The sequence below is a fragment of the Burkholderia aenigmatica genome, from assembly GCF_902499175.1.
Lineage (GTDB): Bacteria > Pseudomonadota > Gammaproteobacteria > Burkholderiales > Burkholderiaceae > Burkholderia > Burkholderia aenigmatica.
Genome location: NZ_CABVQC010000049.1, coordinates 1 through 20,157, shown reverse-complemented (window position 1 = coordinate 20,157; position 20,157 = coordinate 1). Strand labels below are relative to the sequence as shown.

The 20,157-nt window shown below is 65.8% G+C and carries 19 protein-coding genes and 1 pseudogene; 15 read left to right on the top strand and 5 right to left on the bottom strand.

The window, feature by feature from the left end:
• Positions 1-5: 5 nt before the first annotated feature.
• The 10 genes from BDO18943_RS28885 to BDO18943_RS28840 all read left to right on the top strand — a co-directional run bounded on the left by BDO18943_RS28885 (position 6) and on the right by BDO18943_RS28840 (position 10,680).
• Positions 6-1,202: a 1-deoxy-D-xylulose-5-phosphate reductoisomerase gene (locus tag BDO18943_RS28885; RefSeq protein ID WP_175024959.1), complete on the top strand. Its 1,197-nt coding sequence runs from the start codon at positions 6-8 to the stop codon at positions 1,200-1,202.
• A gap of 11 nt (positions 1,203-1,213) precedes the next feature.
• Positions 1,214-2,584 (top strand): RIP metalloprotease RseP, encoded by a 1,371-nt coding sequence (rseP, locus tag BDO18943_RS28880; RefSeq protein ID WP_175024958.1) that lies wholly within the window; start codon positions 1,214-1,216, stop codon positions 2,582-2,584.
• A 61-nt stretch (positions 2,585-2,645) separates the two neighbouring features.
• The gene (bamA, locus tag BDO18943_RS28875) at positions 2,646-4,955 is read left to right on the top strand and encodes an outer membrane protein assembly factor BamA (RefSeq protein ID WP_175024957.1); all 2,310 of its coding nucleotides are present in this window, start codon (positions 2,646-2,648) and stop codon (positions 4,953-4,955) included.
• Between the two features lie 64 nt (positions 4,956-5,019).
• Positions 5,020-5,517 (top strand): OmpH family outer membrane protein, encoded by a 498-nt coding sequence (locus tag BDO18943_RS28870; protein WP_043190836.1) that lies wholly within the window; start codon positions 5,020-5,022, stop codon positions 5,515-5,517.
• Between the two features lie 16 nt (positions 5,518-5,533).
• On the top strand, positions 5,534-6,643 hold the full coding sequence (gene lpxD, locus BDO18943_RS28865; RefSeq protein ID WP_175024956.1) for a UDP-3-O-(3-hydroxymyristoyl)glucosamine N-acyltransferase: 1,110 nt from the start codon (positions 5,534-5,536) through the stop codon (positions 6,641-6,643).
• A 129-nt stretch (positions 6,644-6,772) separates the two neighbouring features.
• Positions 6,773-7,240 carry a 3-hydroxyacyl-ACP dehydratase FabZ gene (fabZ, locus tag BDO18943_RS28860; RefSeq protein ID WP_021159112.1) on the top strand — a complete coding sequence of 156 codons (468 nt, stop codon included), beginning with the start codon at positions 6,773-6,775 and terminating at the stop codon, positions 7,238-7,240.
• A 58-nt stretch (positions 7,241-7,298) separates the two neighbouring features.
• Complete coding sequence (gene lpxA / locus BDO18943_RS28855; protein WP_043190842.1) at positions 7,299-8,087, top strand: acyl-ACP--UDP-N-acetylglucosamine O-acyltransferase; 789 nt, start codon at positions 7,299-7,301, stop codon at positions 8,085-8,087.
• Between the two features lie 3 nt (positions 8,088-8,090).
• Positions 8,091-9,260, top strand: coding sequence for a lipid-A-disaccharide synthase (gene lpxB, locus BDO18943_RS28850; RefSeq protein ID WP_043190845.1), 1,170 nt, complete (start codon positions 8,091-8,093; stop codon positions 9,258-9,260).
• Complete coding sequence (gene rnhB / locus BDO18943_RS28845) at positions 9,257-9,901, top strand: ribonuclease HII (RefSeq protein WP_043190848.1); 645 nt, start codon at positions 9,257-9,259, stop codon at positions 9,899-9,901. Before lpxB ends, rnhB begins: the two co-directional genes overlap by 4 nt.
• A complete protein-coding gene (locus BDO18943_RS28840; protein ID WP_175024955.1) occupies positions 9,898-10,680 on the top strand; it encodes a TrmH family RNA methyltransferase in 783 nt (260 codons plus the stop codon). Before rnhB ends, BDO18943_RS28840 begins: the two co-directional genes overlap by 4 nt.
• A gap of 96 nt (positions 10,681-10,776) precedes the next feature.
• On the opposite strand, the gene ppsR is transcribed toward BDO18943_RS28840, so the two are convergent.
• Positions 10,777-11,592 (bottom strand): posphoenolpyruvate synthetase regulatory kinase/phosphorylase PpsR, encoded by an 816-nt coding sequence (ppsR, locus tag BDO18943_RS28835; RefSeq protein WP_175024954.1) that lies wholly within the window; start codon positions 11,590-11,592, stop codon positions 10,777-10,779.
• Positions 11,593-11,968: 376 nt separating this feature from the next.
• Here ppsR and ppsA point away from each other — a divergent pair, with 376 nt between their 5' ends.
• The 3 genes from ppsA (at position 11,969) to BDO18943_RS28820 (ending at position 16,025) form a co-directional block, all read left to right on the top strand.
• Positions 11,969-14,368, top strand: a complete 2,400-nt coding sequence (gene ppsA / locus BDO18943_RS28830; protein WP_043190857.1) for a phosphoenolpyruvate synthase — start codon at positions 11,969-11,971, stop codon at positions 14,366-14,368.
• Positions 14,369-14,621: 253 nt separating this feature from the next.
• Positions 14,622-15,056 (top strand): NfeD family protein, encoded by a 435-nt coding sequence (locus tag BDO18943_RS28825; protein WP_034181127.1) that lies wholly within the window; start codon positions 14,622-14,624, stop codon positions 15,054-15,056.
• Positions 15,057-15,089: 33 nt separating this feature from the next.
• Positions 15,090-16,025, top strand: coding sequence for an SPFH domain-containing protein (locus tag BDO18943_RS28820; RefSeq protein WP_039342757.1), 936 nt, complete (start codon positions 15,090-15,092; stop codon positions 16,023-16,025).
• A 238-nt stretch (positions 16,026-16,263) separates the two neighbouring features.
• Here the strand turns inward: BDO18943_RS28820 and smpB are convergent, their stop codons facing one another.
• Positions 16,264-16,710 (bottom strand): SsrA-binding protein SmpB, encoded by a 447-nt coding sequence (smpB, locus tag BDO18943_RS28815; RefSeq protein WP_039342760.1) that lies wholly within the window; start codon positions 16,708-16,710, stop codon positions 16,264-16,266.
• A 98-nt stretch (positions 16,711-16,808) separates the two neighbouring features.
• On the opposite strand from smpB, the gene BDO18943_RS28810 reads away from it, so the two are divergent.
• Both BDO18943_RS28810 and BDO18943_RS28805 read left to right on the top strand, forming a co-directional pair.
• The gene (locus tag BDO18943_RS28810) at positions 16,809-17,246 is read left to right on the top strand and encodes a type II toxin-antitoxin system RatA family toxin (protein WP_034188832.1); all 438 of its coding nucleotides are present in this window, start codon (positions 16,809-16,811) and stop codon (positions 17,244-17,246) included.
• Between the two features lie 4 nt (positions 17,247-17,250).
• Positions 17,251-17,574 carry an RnfH family protein gene (locus BDO18943_RS28805; RefSeq protein ID WP_043190875.1) on the top strand — a complete coding sequence of 108 codons (324 nt, stop codon included), beginning with the start codon at positions 17,251-17,253 and terminating at the stop codon, positions 17,572-17,574.
• 59 nt (positions 17,575-17,633) lie between these two features.
• Here the strand turns inward: BDO18943_RS28805 and BDO18943_RS28800 are convergent, their stop codons facing one another.
• The 3 genes and pseudogenes from BDO18943_RS28800 to BDO18943_RS28790 form a co-directional block, all read right to left on the bottom strand.
• Positions 17,634-18,617, bottom strand: coding sequence for a DMT family transporter (locus tag BDO18943_RS28800; RefSeq protein ID WP_175024953.1), 984 nt, complete (start codon positions 18,615-18,617; stop codon positions 17,634-17,636).
• A gap of 136 nt (positions 18,618-18,753) precedes the next feature.
• Positions 18,754-19,440, bottom strand: coding sequence for a Vgb family protein (locus BDO18943_RS28795; RefSeq protein ID WP_175024952.1), 687 nt, complete (start codon positions 19,438-19,440; stop codon positions 18,754-18,756).
• Between the two features lie 31 nt (positions 19,441-19,471).
• A pseudogene (locus tag BDO18943_RS28790) lies at positions 19,472-20,157 on the bottom strand (helix-turn-helix domain-containing protein); the annotation flags it as partial.

Genomic DNA, 20,157 nt, shown 5'->3' with positions numbered 1-20,157 from the left:
CTGTTATGCAAAAACGTCTGACATTGCTCGGTTCCACGGGCTCGATCGGAGACAGCACGCTCGACGTGGTCGCGCGCCATCCCGAGCGCTTCTCGGTCTATGCGCTGACCGCACACCGCAACGGCGACAAGCTGGTCGAGCAGTGCCTGCGCTTCGCGCCTGAAGTCACGGTGGTCGGCGATGCGCAGACGGCCGCGCACGTCGAAGCGAAGCTGCGCGCGGCGGGCAGCAAGACCACGGTGCTGTACGGGCCGCAGGCGCTCGTCGACGTGTCGAAGAGCGACGGCTGCGATACGGTCGTCGCGGCGATCGTCGGCGCGGCCGGCATGGCGCCGAGCCTCGCGGCCGCGCGCGCCGGCAAGCGCATCCTGCTCGCGAACAAGGAAGCCCTGGTGATGTCGGGCGCGATCTTCATGGACGCGGTGCGCGACCATGGCGCGATCCTGCTGCCGGTCGACAGCGAACACAACGCGATCTTCCAGTGCATGCCGCGCGACGCGGCCGAGCACGGCGGGATCTCGAAGATCATCCTGACCGCGTCGGGCGGCCCGTTCCGCACGCGCGAGCCGGCCACGCTCGTCGACGTGACGCCGGACGAGGCGTGCAAGCACCCGAACTGGGTGATGGGCCGCAAGATCTCGGTCGATTCCGCGACGATGATGAACAAGGGCCTCGAGGTGATCGAGGCGCACTGGATCTTCGGGCTGCCGGGCGACCGGATCGACGTGCTGATCCATCCGCAGAGCGTGATCCATTCGCTCGTGTCGTACCGCGACGGCTCGGTGCTCGCGCAGCTCGGCAACCCCGACATGCGCACGCCGATCGCGCACGCGCTCGCGTTCCCCGAGCGTGTCGACGCGGGCGTCGATCAGCTCGACCTCGCGCAGATCGCCCAGCTGTCGTTCGAGAAGCCCGATTACGCGCGCTTCCCGTGCCTCGCGCTCGCCTTGAAGGCGCTTGAGGAAGGCGGTATCGCGAGCGCCGCATTGAACGCAGCGAACGAAGTGGCGGTCGAAGCGTTTCTCGAGCGCCGCATCGGCTTCATGGCGATTGCGGCGACGGTCGACGCCGTGCTCAGCACGCTGCCGAACCGCACGCCCGACGGGCTCGACGACGTCCTGGCGGCGGATGCCGAGGCACGCCGCCTCGCCGCCGAAATTATTGCGAAAGCGCCTGCGCCACGCGTGGAGCGCACTGTCTGAATGGGGTGCTCATGAACGTGCTGGTCGAACTGATCGCGTTTGCGGTGGCGATCGGGGTGCTGGTCGTCGTGCATGAGTACGGACATTATCGCGTCGCGCGCTGGTGCGGCGTGAAGGTGCTGCGTTTCTCGATCGGCTTCGGCCAGCCCGTCGCGCGCTGGGTCAGCCGCAGGACGGGCACCGAGTGGACGCTGTCCGCGCTGCCGCTCGGCGGCTACGTGAAGATGCTCGACGAGCGCGATCCCGGCCCCGGCATCCCGCCCGAAGAACTCGGGCAGGCGTTCAACCGGCAATCCGTCTACAAGCGCATCGCGATCGTCGCGGCCGGGCCCATTGCCAACTTTCTGTTGGCAATCGTGCTGTTTTCCGTCGTATTTGCGAGCGGCGTGACCGAGCCGGCCGCGATCGTCGCACCGCCGGCCGCCGGCACGCTGGCGGCGCGCGCGGGCTTCGACGGCAGCGAGACGATCGTGTCGATCCGCAACGCGCAGGGCGGCGAGTCCGAGCCGGTGCGGTCGTGGTCGGACCTGCGCTGGAAGCTGCTGGCGGCCGCGTTCGACCACCGCGAGATCGTGCTCGGCGCACGCGACGGCAACACGACGTTCGATTTCCGCGTCGACCTCCGCCATGTTCCCGAAAGTCAGCTCGACGACGATTTCATGGCCCATCTGGGCTTCGAGACCGGCGGCGGCACGCTGTCGGTCGCGTCGGTGCAGCCCGGCAGCGCGGCCGAGCAGGCGGGCCTGAAGCCCGGCGACAAGCTGGTCGCGCTCGACGGCAAGCCGATCGGCGGCGCATCGCGATTCATCGATTTCGTGAAACACCATGCGGGCAAGCCGCTCGACCTGCAGATCGAGCGCGGCGGCGTCGCGCAGGCGGTGTCGATCGTGCCGCAGACGCAGCGCGACGACGAGTCGGGGCAGCAGGTCGGCCGTATCGGCGCGGCGCTGTCGATGCATACGCCGTCCGTCGACGTGCGCTACGGGCCGATCGAGAGCCTGCAGCTCGGCGCGCACCGTACGTGGGACATCTCCGTGTATTCGCTGCGGATGTTCGGGCGCATGATTACGGGCAATGCGTCGCTGAAGAACCTGTCCGGCCCGGTGACGATTGCCGACTACGCGGGCAAGAGTGCGCGGCTCGGTCCATCAGCGTTCCTGTCGTTCCTCGCCCTTGTCAGCATTAGCCTTGGCGTCCTGAACTTGTTGCCGATTCCCGTTTTGGACGGGGGGCATCTGTTATATTATGCGGTTGAAGCTGCGACCGGGAAAGCCGTCTCGGAGCGCTGGCAACTGATTCTGCAAAGAGCCGGGTTGATCTGCATCGTCGCATTGTCGGCGATCGCGCTGTTCAACGATCTGGCTCGGTTAATCCATTTCTGAAGCGTCAGGCGGCGGCCGCTAGGCAGCCGCCTGATTTGATGCAGCTAAATATTGGGGATGCATGTTGTTCAAACCTCATCGCTTTGTACCTAAGACAGTTGCAGCGGCCGCGCTCGCCGCGCACGGCCTCGCGGCCCATGCAGCGGCACCGTTCGTGGTGCAAGACATCAAGATCGAGGGGCTGCAGCGCGTCGAAGCGGGTTCGGTGTTCGCCTACCTGCCGATCAAGCAGGGCGATACCTTCACGGACGACAAGGCATCCGAAGCAATCCGCGCGCTGTACGCGACGGGCTTTTTCAACGACGTACGCATCGCCACGCAGGGCAATGTCGTGATCGTGCAGGTGCAGGAGCGTCCGGCCATCGCGTCGATCGACTTCACCGGCACGAAGGAATTCGACAAGGACAACCTGACGAAGGCACTGCGCGCAGTCGGTCTCGCCGACGGCCGCTATTACGACAAGGCGCTCGTCGACAAGGCGGAGCAGGAGCTCAAGCGCCAGTACCTCACGCGCGGCTTCTACGCAGCCGAGGTCAAGACGACGGTCACGCCGGTCGACGCGAACCGCGTGTCGATCCTGTTCGCGGTGGCCGAAGGCCCGAGCGCGAAGATCCGCCAGATCAACTTCATCGGCAACAAGGCGTACAGCACGAGCACGCTGCGCGACGAGATGCAGCTGTCGACGCCGAACTGGTTCTCCTGGTACACGAAGAACGACCTGTACTCGAAGGAAAAGCTCACGGGCGACCTCGAAGCAGTGCGCTCGTACTACCTGAACCACGGCTATCTCGAGTTCAACATCGAGTCGACCCAGGTGTCGATCTCGCCCGACAAGAAGGACATGTACCTGACGGTCACGCTGCACGAAGGCGAGCCGTACACGGTGTCGGGCATCAAGCTGTCGGGCAACCTGCTCGATCGCGAGGCCGAACTCAATAAGCTGATCAAGATCAAGCCGGGCGATCGCTTCTCGGCCGAAAAGCTGCAGCAGACCACCAAATCGATCGTCGACAAGCTCGGTGAATACGGCTACGCATTCGCGACCGTCAACGCGCAGCCGGAGATCGACCAGGCGAACCACAAGGTGAACCTGAACCTCGTCGTCGATCCGAGCCGCCGCGTGTACGTGCGCCGCATCAACGTCGTCGGCAACACGCGCACGCGCGACGAAGTGGTGCGCCGCGAAATGCGCCAGCTCGAAAGCTCGTGGTTCGATTCGAACCGCCTCGCGCTGTCGAAGGATCGCGTGAACCGTCTCGGCTACTTCACCAACGTCGACGTGACGACCGTGCCGGTCGAAGGCACGAACGACCAGGTCGACGTGAACGTGAAGGTCGACGAAAAGCCGACCGGCGCGATCACGCTGGGCGCCGGCTTCTCGTCGACGGACAAGGTCGTGCTGTCGGCCGGCGTGTCGCAGGACAACGTGTTCGGTTCGGGTACCAGCCTGTCGGTGAACGTCAACACCGCGAAGAGCTACCGCACGCTGACCGTCACGCAGGTTGATCCCTACTTCACGGTCGACGGCATCAAGCGGATCACCGACGTCTTCTACCGTACGTACCAGCCGCTCTACTATTCGACGAGCTCGAGCTTCCGGATCATCAGCGCGGGCGGCAACCTGAAGTTCGGCATTCCGTTCTCGGAAGTCGATACCGTCTACTTCGGCGCCGGCTTCGAACAGAACCGTCTCGACGTCGATTCGAACACGCCGCAGAGCTACCAGGATTACGTGCAGCAGTTCGGCCGCGTGTCGAACACGGTGCCGCTGACGGTCGCGTGGTCGCGCGATGCGCGTGACAGCGCGCTGATTCCGAGCCGCGGCTACTTCACGCAGGCGAACATGGAGTACGGCGTGCCGGTCGGCAAGATCCAGTACTACAAGGCGGACCTGCAGGCGCAGTACTACTATTCGTTCTCGCGCGGCTTCATCCTGGGCATGAACATCCAGGGCGGCTACGGCAACGGCATCGGCAATCCGTACCCGATCTTCAAGAACTATTACGCTGGCGGTATCGGCTCCGTGCGTGGCTATGAGCCGAGCTCGCTGGGACCGCGCGACTCGAAGACGGGCGACCCGATCGGCGGCTCGAAGATGCTCGTCGGCAACATCGAGCTGACGTTCCCGTTGCCGGGCACCGGCTACGACCGCACGCTGCGCGTGTTCACGTTCGTCGACGGCGGCAACGTCTGGGGCAACGCGCCGGGCGGCACCGCCACGGGCGCGAACGGCCTGCGTTACGCGTACGGCGTCGGCCTCGCGTGGATTTCGCCGATCGGGCCGCTCAAGCTGAGCCTTGGCTTCCCGATTCAGAAGAACGAAGGCGACAAGTACCAGAAATTCCAGTTCCAGATCGGGACGGCGTTCTGACCGAACGCATGACAACAGCAACGAGAGGGTAATTTTGCTAACCGGTAAGTTTTCGAAACGAGTGATGTGCGCGCTGACCGTTGCGCTGGCCTTGGGCGCGGCGACGGTGCACGCACAGGACGTCGCCCGCATCGCGGCGGTCAATTCGGATCGGATCCTGCGCGAGTCGGCGCCCGCGAAGGCGGCGCAGACGAAGCTCGAAGCCGAGTTCGCGAAGCGCGACAAGGATCTGCAGGATCTGGCGGCGCGTCTGAAGTCGATGTCCGATTCGCTGGACAAGAACGGTGCGTCGCTGTCGGCGGCCGACCGCGCGCAGAAGCAGCGCGATCTCGCGCAGCTCGATACCGACTTCCAGCGCAAGCAGCGCGAATTCCGCGAAGACCTGAACCAGCGCCGCAACGAGGAGCTGGCGGCCGTGCTCGAGAGGGCGAACAAGGTCATCAAGCAGATCGCCGAGCAGCAGAATTACGACCTGATCGTGCAGGAAGCCGTGTACGTCAGCCCGCGCATCGACATCACCGACAAGGTGCTCAAGGCGCTCGCGTCCGGCTCGACGAACTGAACGGAGCAGACGACGAATGGCATTGACGCTTGAGGATCTCGTAAAGCGATTCGGCGGCGAGATCGCCGGCGACGCACAGTGCAAGGTGAGCGGGCTCGCCCCGCTCGACCAGGCAGGCCCGCAGCAACTCGCGTTCCTCGCGAATCCGAAGTATCTGTCGCAGGTCGAGTCGACCCGCGCCGGCGCGGTGCTGATCGCGCCGAAGGATCTGGAAAAGCTGGGCGCGGCCGAGAGCGGCCGGACGGCCGGCCCCCGGGACGCCGGCCGCCGCAATTTCATTGTCACGCCAAACCCGTACGCGTACTTCGCGCGCGTCGCGCAGATGTTCATCGATCTGGCGACGCCGCCGCGTGCCGCCGGCGTGCATCCGAGCGCGACGATCGATCCGGCCGCGCAGGTCGCCGCGAGCGCGGTGATCGGCCCGCACGTGACGGTCGAGGCCGGTGCGGTGATCGAAGACGGCGTGGAACTCGACGCGAATGTATTCGTGGGCCGCGGCACGACGATCGGCGCGGGTTCGCACCTGTATCCGAACGCGTCGGTGTACCACGACTGCAAGATCGGCCCGCGCGCGATCATCCATGCGGGCGCCGTGATCGGCTCCGACGGTTTCGGCTTCGCGCCGGATTTCGTCGGCGACGGCGACGCGCGCACCGGCAGCTGGGTCAAGATCCCGCAGGTCGGCGGCGTCTCGATCGGCCCGGACGTCGAGATCGGCGCGAACACGACGATCGATCGCGGCGCGATGGCGGATACCGTCATCGAGGAGTGCGTGAAGATCGACAACCAGGTCCAGATCGGCCACAACTGCCGGATCGGCGCCTATACGGTGATCGCCGGCAGCGCGGGCATCGCGGGCAGCACGACGATCGGCCGCCACTGCATGATCGGCGGCGCGGCCGGGATCGCCGGCCACGTGACGCTCGGCGACTATGTCATCATCACCGCGAAGTCGGGCGTATCGAAGTCGCTGCCGAAGGCCGGCATCTATACCAGCGCGTTCCCGGCCGTCGACCACGGCGAATGGAACAAGAGCGCCGCGCTCGTGCGCAACCTCGACAAGCTGCGCGAGCGCATCAAGGCGCTCGAAGCCACGCTCGCCGCCCAGGGCGGCACGGACGCCTGAGCGCATCATGCGAGACCTCGAACCGGGTACGGCCAGCGCAACCGGCCCGGTTTGCCAGACTGGGCCGCACGGCGGCCCGCTTCAGCCTTTGCATCACCACCGCGCAGCCTCTGCGTGAGACGAACCATCATGAGCACTGAAAAAATCAATCTCGACATCCACAAGATCCTCACGCTGCTGCCGCATCGCTACCCGATTCTGCTCGTCGATCGCGTGCTCGAACTCGAGCCGCACAAGGGAATCAAAGCGCTGAAGAACGTGTCGATCAACGAGCCGTTCTTCCAGGGGCATTTCCCGAAGCGGCCGGTGATGCCGGGCGTGCTGATCCTCGAGGCGCTCGCGCAGGCCGCGGCGCTGCTGACCTTCTCGGAAGAGCAGCCGAAGGATCCGGAGAACACGCTGTACTACTTCGTCGGGATCGACGGTGCGCGCTTCAAGCGTCCGGTCGAGCCGGGCGACCAACTGATTCTGAACGTGACGTTCGAACGCTACATCCGCGGCATCTGGAAGTTCAAGGCGGTGGCGGAAGTGGACGGCAAGGTGGCCGCGGAAGCCGAACTGATGTGCACGGTCAAGACGACCGACGTGGCGCCCTGAGCGACGCGTCACGCATAGGCAACGCAACGCGACACATCACATCGAGAGGCAACGGCGCATGACCAGGATTCATCCCACCGCGATTGTCGAACCGGGCGCGCAGATCGACGAATCGGTCGAGATCGGCCCGTACGCGATCGTCGGTCCGCACGTCACGATCGGCGCGCGCACGACGATCGGCTCGCACAGCGTGATCGAAGGCCATACGACGCTCGGCGAGGACAACCGCATCGGCCATTACGCGTCGGTCGGTGGTCGTCCGCAGGACATGAAGTACAAGGACGAGCCGACGAAGCTCGTGATCGGCAATCGCAACACGATCCGCGAATTCACGACGATCCACACGGGCACCGTGCAGGACGGCGGCGTGACGACGCTCGGCGACGACAACTGGATCATGGCCTACGTGCACATCGGTCATGACTGCCGCGTCGGCAATCACGTGATCCTGTCGAGCAACGCGCAGATGGCCGGCCACGTCGAGATCGGCGACTGGGCGATCGTCGGCGGTATGTCGGGCGTGCACCAGTTCGTGCGCATCGGCGCGCACTCGATGCTGGGCGGCGCGTCGGCGCTCGTGCAGGACATCCCGCCGTTCGTGATCGCGGCAGGCAACAAGGCCGAGCCGCACGGGATCAACGTCGAAGGGCTGCGCCGGCGCGGCTTCTCGGCCGATGCGATCTCGGCGCTGCGCAGCGCGTACCGCGTGCTGTACAAGAACGGCCTGTCGTTCGAGGAAGCGAAGGTGCAATTGCGCGAGCTGGCAGAGGCGGGCGGCGACGGCGATGTGCCGGTGAAGGCGCTCGTCGATTTCATCGACGCGTCGCAACGCGGCATCATCCGCTAAGCGATGCCGCTTCCGACCACTCAGCTCCGGCTCGCGATGGCGGCCGGCGAACCGTCGGGCGACCTGCTCGGCGCGTCGCTGCTCGGCGGGCTGCGCGAGCGGCTGCCCGACTCGGCCCAGTACTACGGGATCGGCGGGCAGCGGATGATTGCGCACGGCTTCGACTCGCACTGGCAGATGGACAAGCTGACCGTGCGCGGCTATGTCGAGGCGCTGGGTCAGATTCCCGAGATCCTGCGGATTCGCGGCGAGTTGAAGCGCCAGTTGCTGGCCGAGCGGCCGGACGCGTTCATCGGCATCGACGCACCTGATTTCAACTTCAACGTCGAGCAGACGGTGCGGGACGCGGGCATTCCGGTGGTCCACTTCGTATGCCCGTCGATCTGGATATGGCGTGGCGGCCGGATCAAGAAGATCGCCAAGTCGGTCGACCACATGCTGTGCCTGTTCCCGTTCGAGCCGGCGATTCTCGACAAGGCAGGCGTCGCGTCGACCTACGTCGGCCATCCGCTCGCCGACGAAATCCCGCTCGAGCCCGACATGCATGGCGCGCGGATCGCGCTCGGCCTGCCGGCGGACGGCCCGGTGATCGCCGTGCTGCCCGGTAGCCGGCGCTCGGAAATCGCGCTGATCGGCCCGACGTTCTTCGCGGCGATGGCGCTGATGCAGCAACGCGAGCCGGGCGTGCGCTTCGTGATGCCGGCGGCGACGCCGGCGCTGCGCGCGCTGCTGCAGCCGCTCGTCGATGCGCATCCGCAACTCGCGCTGACGATTACCGATGGCAGTGCGCAGGTCGCGATGACGGCCGCCGACGCGATCCTCGTGAAGAGCGGCACGGTCACGCTGGAAGCCGCGCTGCTGAAGAAGCCGATGGTGATCTCGTACAAGGTGCCCTGGCTGACCGGGCAGATCATGCGCCGGCAGGGTTACCTGCCGTACGTCGGCTTGCCGAACATCCTGGCGGGGCGCTTCGTCGTGCCCGAGCTGCTGCAGCATTTCGCGACGCCCGAGGCGCTCGCCGATGCGACGCTCACGCAGCTGCGCGACGACGCGAACCGCCGCACACTGACCGAAGTATTTACCGAAATGCATCTTTCGCTGCGGCAGAACACGGCCGCGAAGGCGGCCGAAGCGGTCGTGCGCGTGCTCGAACAACGCAAGGGGCGCGCATGACCGCAGTACGTGCACCACGCCGCCGCGCGTCGAGCGACGTGCAGGGCGGCTTCGATTTCAGCCGGCCCGACGAGATCGTCTGCGGCGTCGACGAAGCGGGCCGCGGCCCGCTCGCGGGGCCGGTGGTGGCCGCCGCGGTGATCCTCGATCCGGCGCAGCCGATCGACGGGCTCGACGATTCGAAGGCGCTGTCCGCGAAGAAGCGCGACGCGCTGTACGAGCTGATCGTCGCGCGCTCGCTGTCGTATTGCGTCGCATCGGCGAGCGTCGACGAAATCGATACGCTGAACATCCTGCACGCGACGATGCTCGCGATGAAGCGGGCCGTCGAGGGCCTGTCGGTCCTGCCGACGCTGGCGCAGATCGACGGCAACCGCTGCCCGACGCTGACGGTGCGCGCCGAGGCGATCGTCAGCGGTGACGCGCTTGTGCCGAGCATCTCGGCCGCGTCGATCCTCGCGAAGGTCACGCGCGATCGCATGCTCGTCGACCTGCACGAACGCTTCCCCGTGTACGGCTTCAACGTGCATGCGGGCTACGGCACCGCGAAACACCTCGCCGCGCTGCGCGAGCACGGCCCGTGCGAAGCGCATCGGCGCTCGTTCGCTCCCGTGCGCGCGGCACTCGAACTGATTCGATGAAAAGCATTACTTCCCGCGACAACCCGCTGTACAAGCGCCTGAAGGCGCTCGCGGGCTCGACGTCCCATCAACGCCGTGGCGGCCAGGCACTGCTCGAAGGATTCCACCTCGCGAGCGCGTACCTCGATACGGGTGCGACGCCCGAGCTGTGCGTGGCGACCGAAGGCGCACTCGGCCACGCCGAGGCGCAGGCGATCGTCGCGCGCATCGATGCGCAACGGATCGTCACGCTGCCCGACGCGCTGTTCGGGCAGTTGTCGAACGTCGTCAACGGCGTCGGCTTCCTGCTGCTCGTCGACCGGCCGGCGCAGCCGCTGCCCGAGCGCGTGACGCAGTCGTCGGTCGTGCTCGACGGCGTGCAGGACGCCGGCAACGTCGGCTCGATCCTGCGCAGCGCCGCGGCCGCCGGTGTGCGCCACGTGTTCTGTGCGCCGGGTACCGCGTACGCATGGTCGTCGAAGGTGCTGCGCTCGGGCATGGGCGCGCATTTCCTGCTGTCGATCCACGAGGACGTCGATGCCGGTGCGCTCGCCGAACGCCTTGATGTCCCGGTTGCGCTGACCGATTCGCACGGCGCGCAGGCGGTCTATGACTGCGACCTGTCGGGCCCCGTGGCATGGGTGTTTGGCAACGAGGGGGCCGGTGTGTCGGCGTTCTGGCGCGATGCGGCCACGCATCGCGTGACGATCCCGCAGCCAGGCGGGATGGAGTCGCTGAACGTGGCGGCTGCGGCAGCGGTCTGCCTGTTCGAGCAGGTGCGTCAGCAGCGGCGTGCGTGACGCCACACGCGTGCTTTCGCCGCACCATTAAAAAAGGCCGCTCGACGCGGCCTTTTTTGTTTCCGGCGGCGGCCAGGCGGCCGCGAGCGCTCAATCTCAGTACGACTGCCGGTCGAGGCGGATTTCCTGCAGGATCGTCGTCGCGATTTCCTCGATCGACTTGTGCGTCGACGACAGCCACTTGATCCCCTCGCGGCGCATCATCGCTTCGGCCTCGTTGATCTCGTAGCGGCAGTTCTCGGGCGCCGCGTACTTGCTGCCCGGCCGGCGTTCGTTGCGGATCTCCGACAGGCGCTGCGGGTCGATCGACAGCCCGAACAGCTTCTCGCTGTACGCGGCCAGCGCCGACGGCAGCTTGCCGCGCTCGAAATCCTCCGGAATCAGAGGGTAGTTGGCTGCCTTCACGCCGTACTGCATCGCGAGATACAGGCTCGTCGGCGTCTTGCCGCTGCGCGACACGCCGACGAGGATCACGTCGGCTTCCGACAGGTTGCGGTTCGACTGGCCGTCGTCGTGCGCGAGCGAGAAGTTGATCGCCTCGATCCGCGTTTTGTATTCCTCGGTGTCCGCGTTCTGGTGGCCGCGGCCCATCGCATGGCTCGACTTGAGCTCCAGCTCCTGCTCGAGCGGCTCGACGAAGCGCTGGAACATGTCGAGCACGAGTGCGTTCGAGCGCTTGACGATGTCGTTCGACTCGCTGTCGACGAGCGTCGTGAACACGATCGCGCGGCGGCCGTCGTGCACGGCGGCCTCGTTGATCTTCTCGAGGGTCGAGTAGGCCTTGTCGAGCGAATCGACGAACGGCACGCGCACGAGGCGGAATTTCTGGTCGAACTGGGAGAGGATCGAATGCGCGAAGGTTTCGGCAGTGATCCCGGTGCCGTCGGAGACGATGAATACGGTAGGCAGCATGAATCTGGGCGTCGAACGTGAAGGGCGGTTGCGCGGGCGGCTGGAGGTTCGCCTCCAGACGCAGTGACAAGGTCGCGCCACATCCGGCAGCCGGCACGGTAGAATAGCGGCAACCTGTTGGATAAGCAATTGCGGGGGCAGGGCGCGAACGGCGCCCCATGCTACGCCGCGCGATTCCAAAATTCCCGGCAAGTTTGGCGATTCGTCTGCAAATATCGCCCTTCTGCCGGGATTTTTGCAAATCGGGTCGGAAGATTTTCCGTCGCTGCGATTGTTTATCTAACAGGTTGCGCAAGACGCGCCGCGCCTTTTTGCAAGCGCCCGCGTCCGAGCCCACTTGCGCAATCGAGCATTTTTTTCACACTTAGGGGCTTGTATGACTAACGCAGCAAACGTCGCAAAGGACCAGGCGTATGTAATTCCGTTCGAGCAGTTGCGGATGACCGATGTGGAGATCGTCGGCGGCAAGAATGCGTCGCTTGGCGAAATGATCAGCCAGCTTTCCGAAGCAGGCGTTCGTGTGCCCACCGGTTTCGCCACGACCGCGCTCGCGTTCCGTGATTTCCTCAAGCACAACGACCTTACCGATCGCATCGCCAAGCGTCTCGAGTCGCTCGACATCGACGACGTGAAGGCGCTCGCCGAAGCCGGTGCCGAAATCCGCAAATGGATCGTCGATGCGCCGATGCAGGCACGTCTCGAGCAGGAAATCCGCGAGCAGTTCGAAGTCCTGAAGAACAGCTCGCCGGGCGAACTGTCGTTCGCCGTGCGTTCGTCCGCTACCGCGGAAGACCTGCCCGACGCATCGTTCGCCGGCCAGCAGGAGTCGTACCTGAACGTCGTCGGCATCGAAGACGTGCTCGACCGCATGAAGCACGTGTTCGCGTCGCTGTATAACGACCGCGCGATCTCGTACCGCGTGCACAAGGGCTTCACGCACGCGGAAGTCGCCCTGTCGGCCGGTGTGCAGCGCATGGTCCGCTCGGACGTCGGCGCCGCCGGCGTGATGTTCACGATCGACACCGAATCGGGCTTCAAGGACGCCGTGTTCATCACGTCGAGCTACGGCCTGGGCGAAACCGTCGTGCAGGGTGCTGTGAACCCGGACGAGTTCTACGTGTTCAAGACGACGCTCGCACAGGACAAGTACCCGATCATCCGCCGCTCGATCGGCTCGAAGCTGATCAAGATGGAATTCACGCAGCCGGGCGAGCCGGGCCGCGTGAAGACGGTCGACGTGCCGCACGAACAGCGCAACCGCTACTCGATCACCGACGAAGACGTGATCGAGCTGGCGAAGTACGCGGTCATCATCGAGAAGCACTACCAGCGTCCGATGGACATCGAGTGGGGCAAGGACGGCCGCGACGGCAAGATCTTCATCCTGCAGGCACGCCCGGAAACGGTGAAGAGCCAGGCAACCGGCAAGGCCGAGCAGCGCTTCAAGCTGAAGGGCCAGTCGCAGGTGTTGGCAACGGGCCGCGCGATCGGCCAGAAGATCGGTGCGGGCCCCGTGCGCGTGATCCAGGATCCGTCGGAAATGGAACGCGTGCAGCCGGGCGACGTGCTGGTGGCCGACATGACCGACCCGAACTGGGAGCCGGTGATGAAGCGTGCAGCCGCGATCGTCACGAACCGCGGCGGCCGGACCTGCCACGCGGCGATCATCGCGCGTGAGCTCGGCGTGCCGGCAGTCGTCGGCTGCGGCGATGCGACCGACATCCTGAAGGACGGCGCGCTCGTCACCGTGTCGTGTGCGGAAGGCGACGAAGGCAAGATCTACGACGGCCTGCTCGAGACGGAAGTCACGGAAGTGCAGCGCGGCGAGCTGCCGGAAATCCCGGTCAAGATCATGATGAACGTCGGCAACCCGCAGCTCGCGTTCGACTTCTCGCAACTGCCGAACGGCGGTGTGGGTCTCGCGCGTCTCGAGTTCATCATCAACAACAACATCGGTGTCCACCCGAAGGCGATCCTCGAGTACCCGAACATCGACCAGGACCTGAAGAAGGCGGTCGAGAGCGTCGCGCGCGGTCACGCATCGCCGCGTCAGTTCTACGTCGACAAGCTGACGGAAGGTGTCGCGACGATCGCGGCGGCGTTCTATCCGAAGCCCGTGATCGTGCGTCTGTCCGACTTCAAGTCGAACGAGTACAAGAAGCTGATCGGCGGTTCGCGTTACGAGCCGGACGAGGAAAACCCGATGCTGGGTTTCCGCGGCGCGTCGCGTTACATCGCTGAAGACTTCGCGCAGGCGTTTGAGATGGAGTGCCGTGCACTGAAGCGCGTGCGCGACGAGATGGGCCTGACCAACGTCGAGATCATGGTGCCGTTCGTGCGTACCGTGAAGCAGGCGGAGCGCGTCGTCGGCCTGCTCGAGAAGTTCGGCCTGAAGCGCGGCGAAAACGGCCTGCGCCTCGTGATGATGTGCGAAGTCCCGACCAACGCGATCCTCGCCGAAGAGTTCCTGGAGCACTTCGATGGTTTCTCGATCGGTTCGAACGACCTCACGCAGCTCACGCTCGGCCTCGACCGCGACTCGGGCATGGAACTGCTGGCTGTCGACTTCGATGAACGTGACCCGGCCGTCAAGTTCCTGCTGAAGCGCGCGATCGACACCTGTCGCAAGATGGGCAAGTACGTCGGCATCTGCGGCCAGGGCCCGTCCGATCACCCGGACTTCGCGCAATGGCTGACGGACGAAGGCATCGTGTCGATCTCGCTGAACCCCGACACGATCATCGATACGTGGCAGGCGCTCGCCAACCGGAAGTAACGGTCGGCAACTTGCCACCGACGAAGGAGCGGCGCTGCTGCTCTTTCAATGAAGGCAAATTGCAAGGTTCATGCTATAAACACCCCGGTAGACACCGGGGTGTTTTTGTTTGTCGGTACGAACCGGGCCGCCCCAAGCGTGCCGACCGCTCTCTCGGGAGCCGCGAACAAATCGATCCGGAACAGCGCTTCAGCGCGTATTCTGGTTCTATGCCACGCAAGTGAACGCGGAGGATGTTTTTCTGGAGACCACAATGATGTCGGGGCATCTGTTCTGGTGGGTCGCGGTGGGCGTGCTGGTCGTGGCCGAGTTGCTGACGGGCACGTTTTATCTGCTGATGATCGCGCTCGGCTTTCTCGCGGGCGGGCTGCTGCAGCTGGCCGGTTTCGCGCCGCACGTGCAGTTCGGCGCGGCGGCCGTGGTCGCGATCGTCGCGATGATCGTGTTGCGGCGTTCGGGGCTCGGCCGCAAGCAGAAGCGCGACACGTCGACCAATCCCGACGTCAATCTCGATATCGGCGCGACCGTCACGGTCGACGCGTGGCGTGACGGCCGCGCGCGCGTGCAGTATCGCGGTGCCGACTGGGACGTCGAGCTCGCGAACGGCGAGCGCGACGATGCGCACGTGTATCAGGTGAGTGCCGTGCGCGGCAATTGTCTCGTGGTCGTAGCGAAACCCGCGGGCTGATCGTCCGCCGATACAACAAGGAGGGAATACTTCATGGATTCGCTGATCATCTGGGTGGTTCTGCTCGTCATCGCGATCGTGATCGTGTCGAAGACGGTGAAGATCGTGCCGCAGCAGCATGCATGGGTGCTCGAGCGCTTCGGGCGCTATCACGCGACGCTGTCGCCGGGTCTCAATATCGTGCTGCCGTTCGTCGATCGCATCGCGTACCGGCACGTGCTGAAGGAAATTCCGCTCGACGTACCGAGCCAGGTCTGTATCACGCGCGACAACACGCAGTTGCAGGTCGACGGCGTGCTGTACTTCCAGGTGACCGATCCGATGAAGGCGTCGTACGGGTCGAGCAACTTCGTGCTCGCGATCACGCAGCTCGCGCAAACCACGTTGCGCTCCGTGGTCGGCAAGCTCGAGCTCGACAAGACGTTCGAGGAGCGCGACTTCATCAACCACAACATCGTGTCGGCGCTGGATCAGGCTGCGGCGAACTGGGGGGTGAAGGTCCTGCGCTACGAGATCAAGGACCTGACGCCGCCGAAGGAAATCCTGCACGCGATGCAGGCGCAGATCACCGCGGAGCGTGAAAAGCGCGCGCTGATCGCCGCATCCGAAGGCCGCAAGCAGGAGCAGATCAACCTCGCGTCGGGCGCGCGCGAAGCGGCGATCCAGAAATCCGAAGGCGAGCGGCAGGCCGCGATCAACCAGGCGCAGGGCGAAGCGGCCGCGATTCTGGCGGTGGCCGAAGCGAACGCGCAGGCGATCCAGAAGATCGCGAACGCGATGCAATCGCAGGGCGGGATGGACGCGGTGAACCTGAAGGTGGCCGAGCAGTATGTCAGCGCATTCTCGAATCTCGCGAAGCAGGGCAACACGCTGATCGTGCCGGCGAACCTGTCGGATCTCGGCACCGCGATCTCGTCGGCGCTGACGATCGTCAAGAGCGCGGGCGCGGCTTCGGGCGGGAAGGCCTGAGTCGGACGTGCGCGGCGCGCAGGCGGCTGCCACGTGCGATCGGCGTGCGGCGAATCGTCGCGGAGCCGGGCGCGGATGATGCCCGTGCGGCGCCGTTGTCGGCGCCTTTCTTCAGTTGAAACGGGTGGTGTGGCGCGCCGAGTGTCGCCCTTGTAGCCGACGCGCCCGATTCACCTGGCCCAAAGCGACACGGCCCGCTTCGAGCGGGCCGTGTCGTTTGCGAAGCGCGTCGCGCGCGTCAGGTGCCGGCGCGCATGATGCGGGCCTTTTCGCGTTCCCAGTCGCGCTTCTTCTCGGTTTCGCGCTTGTCGTGCAGCTTCTTGCCCTTCGCGAGCGCGATGTCGCACTTCACGCGACCGCCCTTGTAGTGGAAGTTCAGCGGCACGAGCGTGTAGCCGCGCTGCTCGACCTTGCCGATCAGCTTCTTGATTTCCTCGCGGTGCAGCAGCAGCTTGCGCGTGCGAACCGGGTCGGGCGTGATGTGGGTCGAAGCCTCGGGCAGCGGGCTGATATGGGTGCCGATCAGGAAGATCTCGGCGTGCTTGATCACGACGTAACCTTCCCTGATCTGGCCGCGCCCGGCGCGCAGCGCCTTGACTTCCCAGCCCTCGAGCACGAGCCCCGCCTCGTAGCGTTCCTCGATGTGATAATCGAAGTGCGCTTTCCTGTTGTCGATGATGCTCATGAAAGGATCGGGCCAACTCGTTTAAAATCACGATTTTAGCAAAGCGGGGCGGGAATCGCCCGGCTTGCGTTCTCACCTTAAGCGATGCCGCGCGATTTATGGCAGATGTCCAGAAAACCGTATTGATCCGTCATTCGGCGGAACAGATGTTCGACCTCGTCACCGACGTGGCCGACTACCCCAATTTCCTGCCCTGGTGCGGCGGCGTCGAGATTCGCCGTCAGGACGAGAGCGGGATGGAAGCGCGCATCGACATCAACTTCAAAGGCATCAAGCAGCATTTCGCGACGCGCAACACGCAGCAGCGCCCGACGCGGATCGACATGGAGTTCACGGACGGCCCGTTCAAGAAGTTCACGGGCTCGTGGCGCTTCACGGCGCTGCGTGCCGATGCGTGCAAGATCGAATTCGCGCTGCACTACGAATTCTCGAGCATCCTGCTCGAGAAGATCATCGGGCCCGTGTTCAGCCACATCGCGAACACATTCGTCGATTCGTTCGTGAAGCGCGCCGACCAGCGCTACGGGAAGGGGTGACGCGATGCTGTCGATCGAAGTCTGCTACGCGCTGCCGGATCGCCAGACGCTGATTCCGCTGTCGCTGCCCGAAGGGGCGACCGTTCGTTCGGCGATCGACGCGAGCGGCGTGCTCGCGCTGCACCCGGAAATCGATCTCGCGAACGCGAAGACGGGCGTGTACGGCAAGCTTGCGCCGCTCGACGCGCCGCTCGCCGACCACGACCGTGTCGAAATCTACCGCCCGTTGATCGTCGATCCGAAGCTCGCGCGCCAGCGGCGCGTCGACAAGTCGCGCCGCGCCGGCTCCATCGAGGGCCGCAAGTGGATGCACAAGGACGCGCGCTGACGCAGGCTGGTCAGGTTAGCGATTCCAGTCCCGATTCGTCTGATCAAACGCCGCGGCGCTCAGTGGGCCGCGGCGTTCGCGTTTGCCGGGGCGCTTCCCGACGTATCGCCGCCGGCGGGCGTGTTGCCGTGCTGCCGCACCGATCCGTAGACGCCCGCGAGCAGTAGCACCAGCGCGGCGATTTCGAGCGCATGCGGCATTCGCTGGTCATACACGAACGCGTAAAGCATCGCGAACACGGTTTCGAACACGATCAGCTGGCCCGACAGCGTGAGCGGCAGCCGCTTCGACGCGGCATTCCACAGCCCGTTGCCGAGCCACGACGCGCCGATCGCGAGCACGAGGTTCAGCAGCCAGAACAGCTGCCAGCGCGACGCCGGGACGGCTGCCTGCACCGTGCCGGCCGGCAGCGCGAGGATCGCGATCCAGACGAGCCCGCCGATCAGGCCCGTCACGACACCCCACAGCACCGACCACTCGTTGCCGCCGAAATGATGATGGCGCTGCAGATAGCGGGCGTTCGCGACCGCATACCAGGTCCAGCTCGCGAGCGCGCCGGCCGCGCAGGCAATCCCGGCGAGCTTCTGGCCGAGCGTCGTTGCATGCGCGGCCTCGGACGTGAACAGGTCGACGTTGATGCAGACGATGCCCGCGATCACCAGCGCGAGCGGGGCCGCGAGCCGCCGCAGCGGCACGGCGCCGTGGTCGCCGAGGCCCGCGAGCGTGACCGTGACGGGCAGCACGCCGACGATCAGGGAGCTGGGTGCGATGCCGATCAGGTGCACGGCGCCGGACAGCAGCATGTAGTACGCGACGTTGCCGACGACGGCGAGCCTGACCAGCACGACGAGATCCTCGCGGGTCAGCCGCGCGAGCAGCGAGCGGGCGGCCGGCAGCGCGGCTGCCAACGAGACGAGGCCGTACATCGCGTAGCGGCCGGCGCTCAGCAGCAGCGGCGAGAAGTCGGTCAGCAGCCGCGGAACGAGAAACACCATGCCCCACAGGGCACCTGCCAGGACACCATAGACCACACCGCGCCGCATCGACCGCTCCGAACACATGACTGACGAGCGCGCATCTTAGCGACGCCGTTGCGTCGTCGTCTTGTTCATTCCTGCACTCGGTGCCGGGCGGGGCGCAGGCGTGCTGCGCCCGGGAGCGATCGCGGCCGGCGGCGGATCATTCGTCGGCAGAATCGGGCGCTGCTCCCGCGTTGTTGCCCGACGTCCGCGCCCGCGCGGGTCGGCGCACGGTGCGCAACGTGCCGCTGTTGCCGCCGCCGCAGTAGAAGCGGTCGTGGCCGTCCGATTCGAGCCCCGATACGCCGACGCCGGCCGGCATGTCGACCTGCTCGAGCACGCGGCCCGTGCGCGGATCGATGTGCCGCAGGTCGGCCTGGTCGGCTTCCCAGGTGCCGTGCCACAGCTCGCCGTCGACCCACGTCACGCCGGTGACGAAGCGGTTCGATTCGATCGTGCGAAGCACGGTGCCCGATTGCGGATCCACCTGATGAATCTTGCGTTCGCGGTACTGGCCGACCCACAGCGTGCCTTCCGCCCATGCCAGTCCCGAATCGCCGCTGCCGCCGGGGGCGGGAATCGCCGCGAGCACGCGGCCCGATTCGGGGTCGATCTTCTCGATGCGGTTCTCGACGATCTGGTACAGGTGGCGGCCGTCGAACGCCGTGCCCGCATGCGCGGCGACGTCGAGCGAGCGGACCGTCGTGCCGCGTTCCGGGTCGAGCGCATTGAGCTTGTCGCCGGACGCGTACCACACGTACTGCCCGTCGAACGTGACGCCGTGTACGCCGTCGACGCCCGGAAACGGGCCGTATTCGCGAAGGATCTCTGCACTGGAGCGTTTCATGTTCGTCACCTCGTCGTTCGGTGAGGTCATCCTAATCGCCCGGCAGCGGGGCAGGGAGTAACAAGGTCGTCGCGAAACCGGGCAGCGGCGGAGTCATCCAGCGGCGCGCGCGGCCGCGGCCGAGCGCCTGGACCTTATCCGCTTCGGCGAGCGCGTCGAGCGCGCGCTGCACGGTGCGCTGGCTTGCGCCGAGGGCCAGCGCGAGCGCGGAGCTCGACCACGCTTCGCCATCGGCGAGGAGCGCGAGCACGGCCGCGTGGCGATCGTCGACCGGGCGCGCCAGGACGACGGTCTCGCGTATGCCGAGCGGTTCGAGCGCAAAGCCGCGCGGCGTCGCAATGACGTTCGCGAGCGGCCTGAGCATCGCGCGCAGCCGGCCGATCTCGACACGCAGGCGCGCGCGATGCGATTCGTCCGCGTGTTTCGCGCGGAACGCGGCCACGACGAGCGCGTTGCGCGACACATCGGCCGGCCATGCCTCGCCGAGCGCGCGGGCGAGCACGAACAGCACGGGCCGCCGCGCGAGCGACACGGTCGTGCGCGCGTCGCGCACCGTGTGGCGGCACGCATCGACGACGAGCGCGTTCGATGCGAACAGTGTCTCGACTTCGTCGAGCTGCACGAGCCGCGACGTGCCGCGCGCGATGAGGCGCGCGGCCGGTGCGTCGAGCACGCGTGCCGCGGTGTCGACCTCGGCCGTGAGCGCGGCGATGCCGG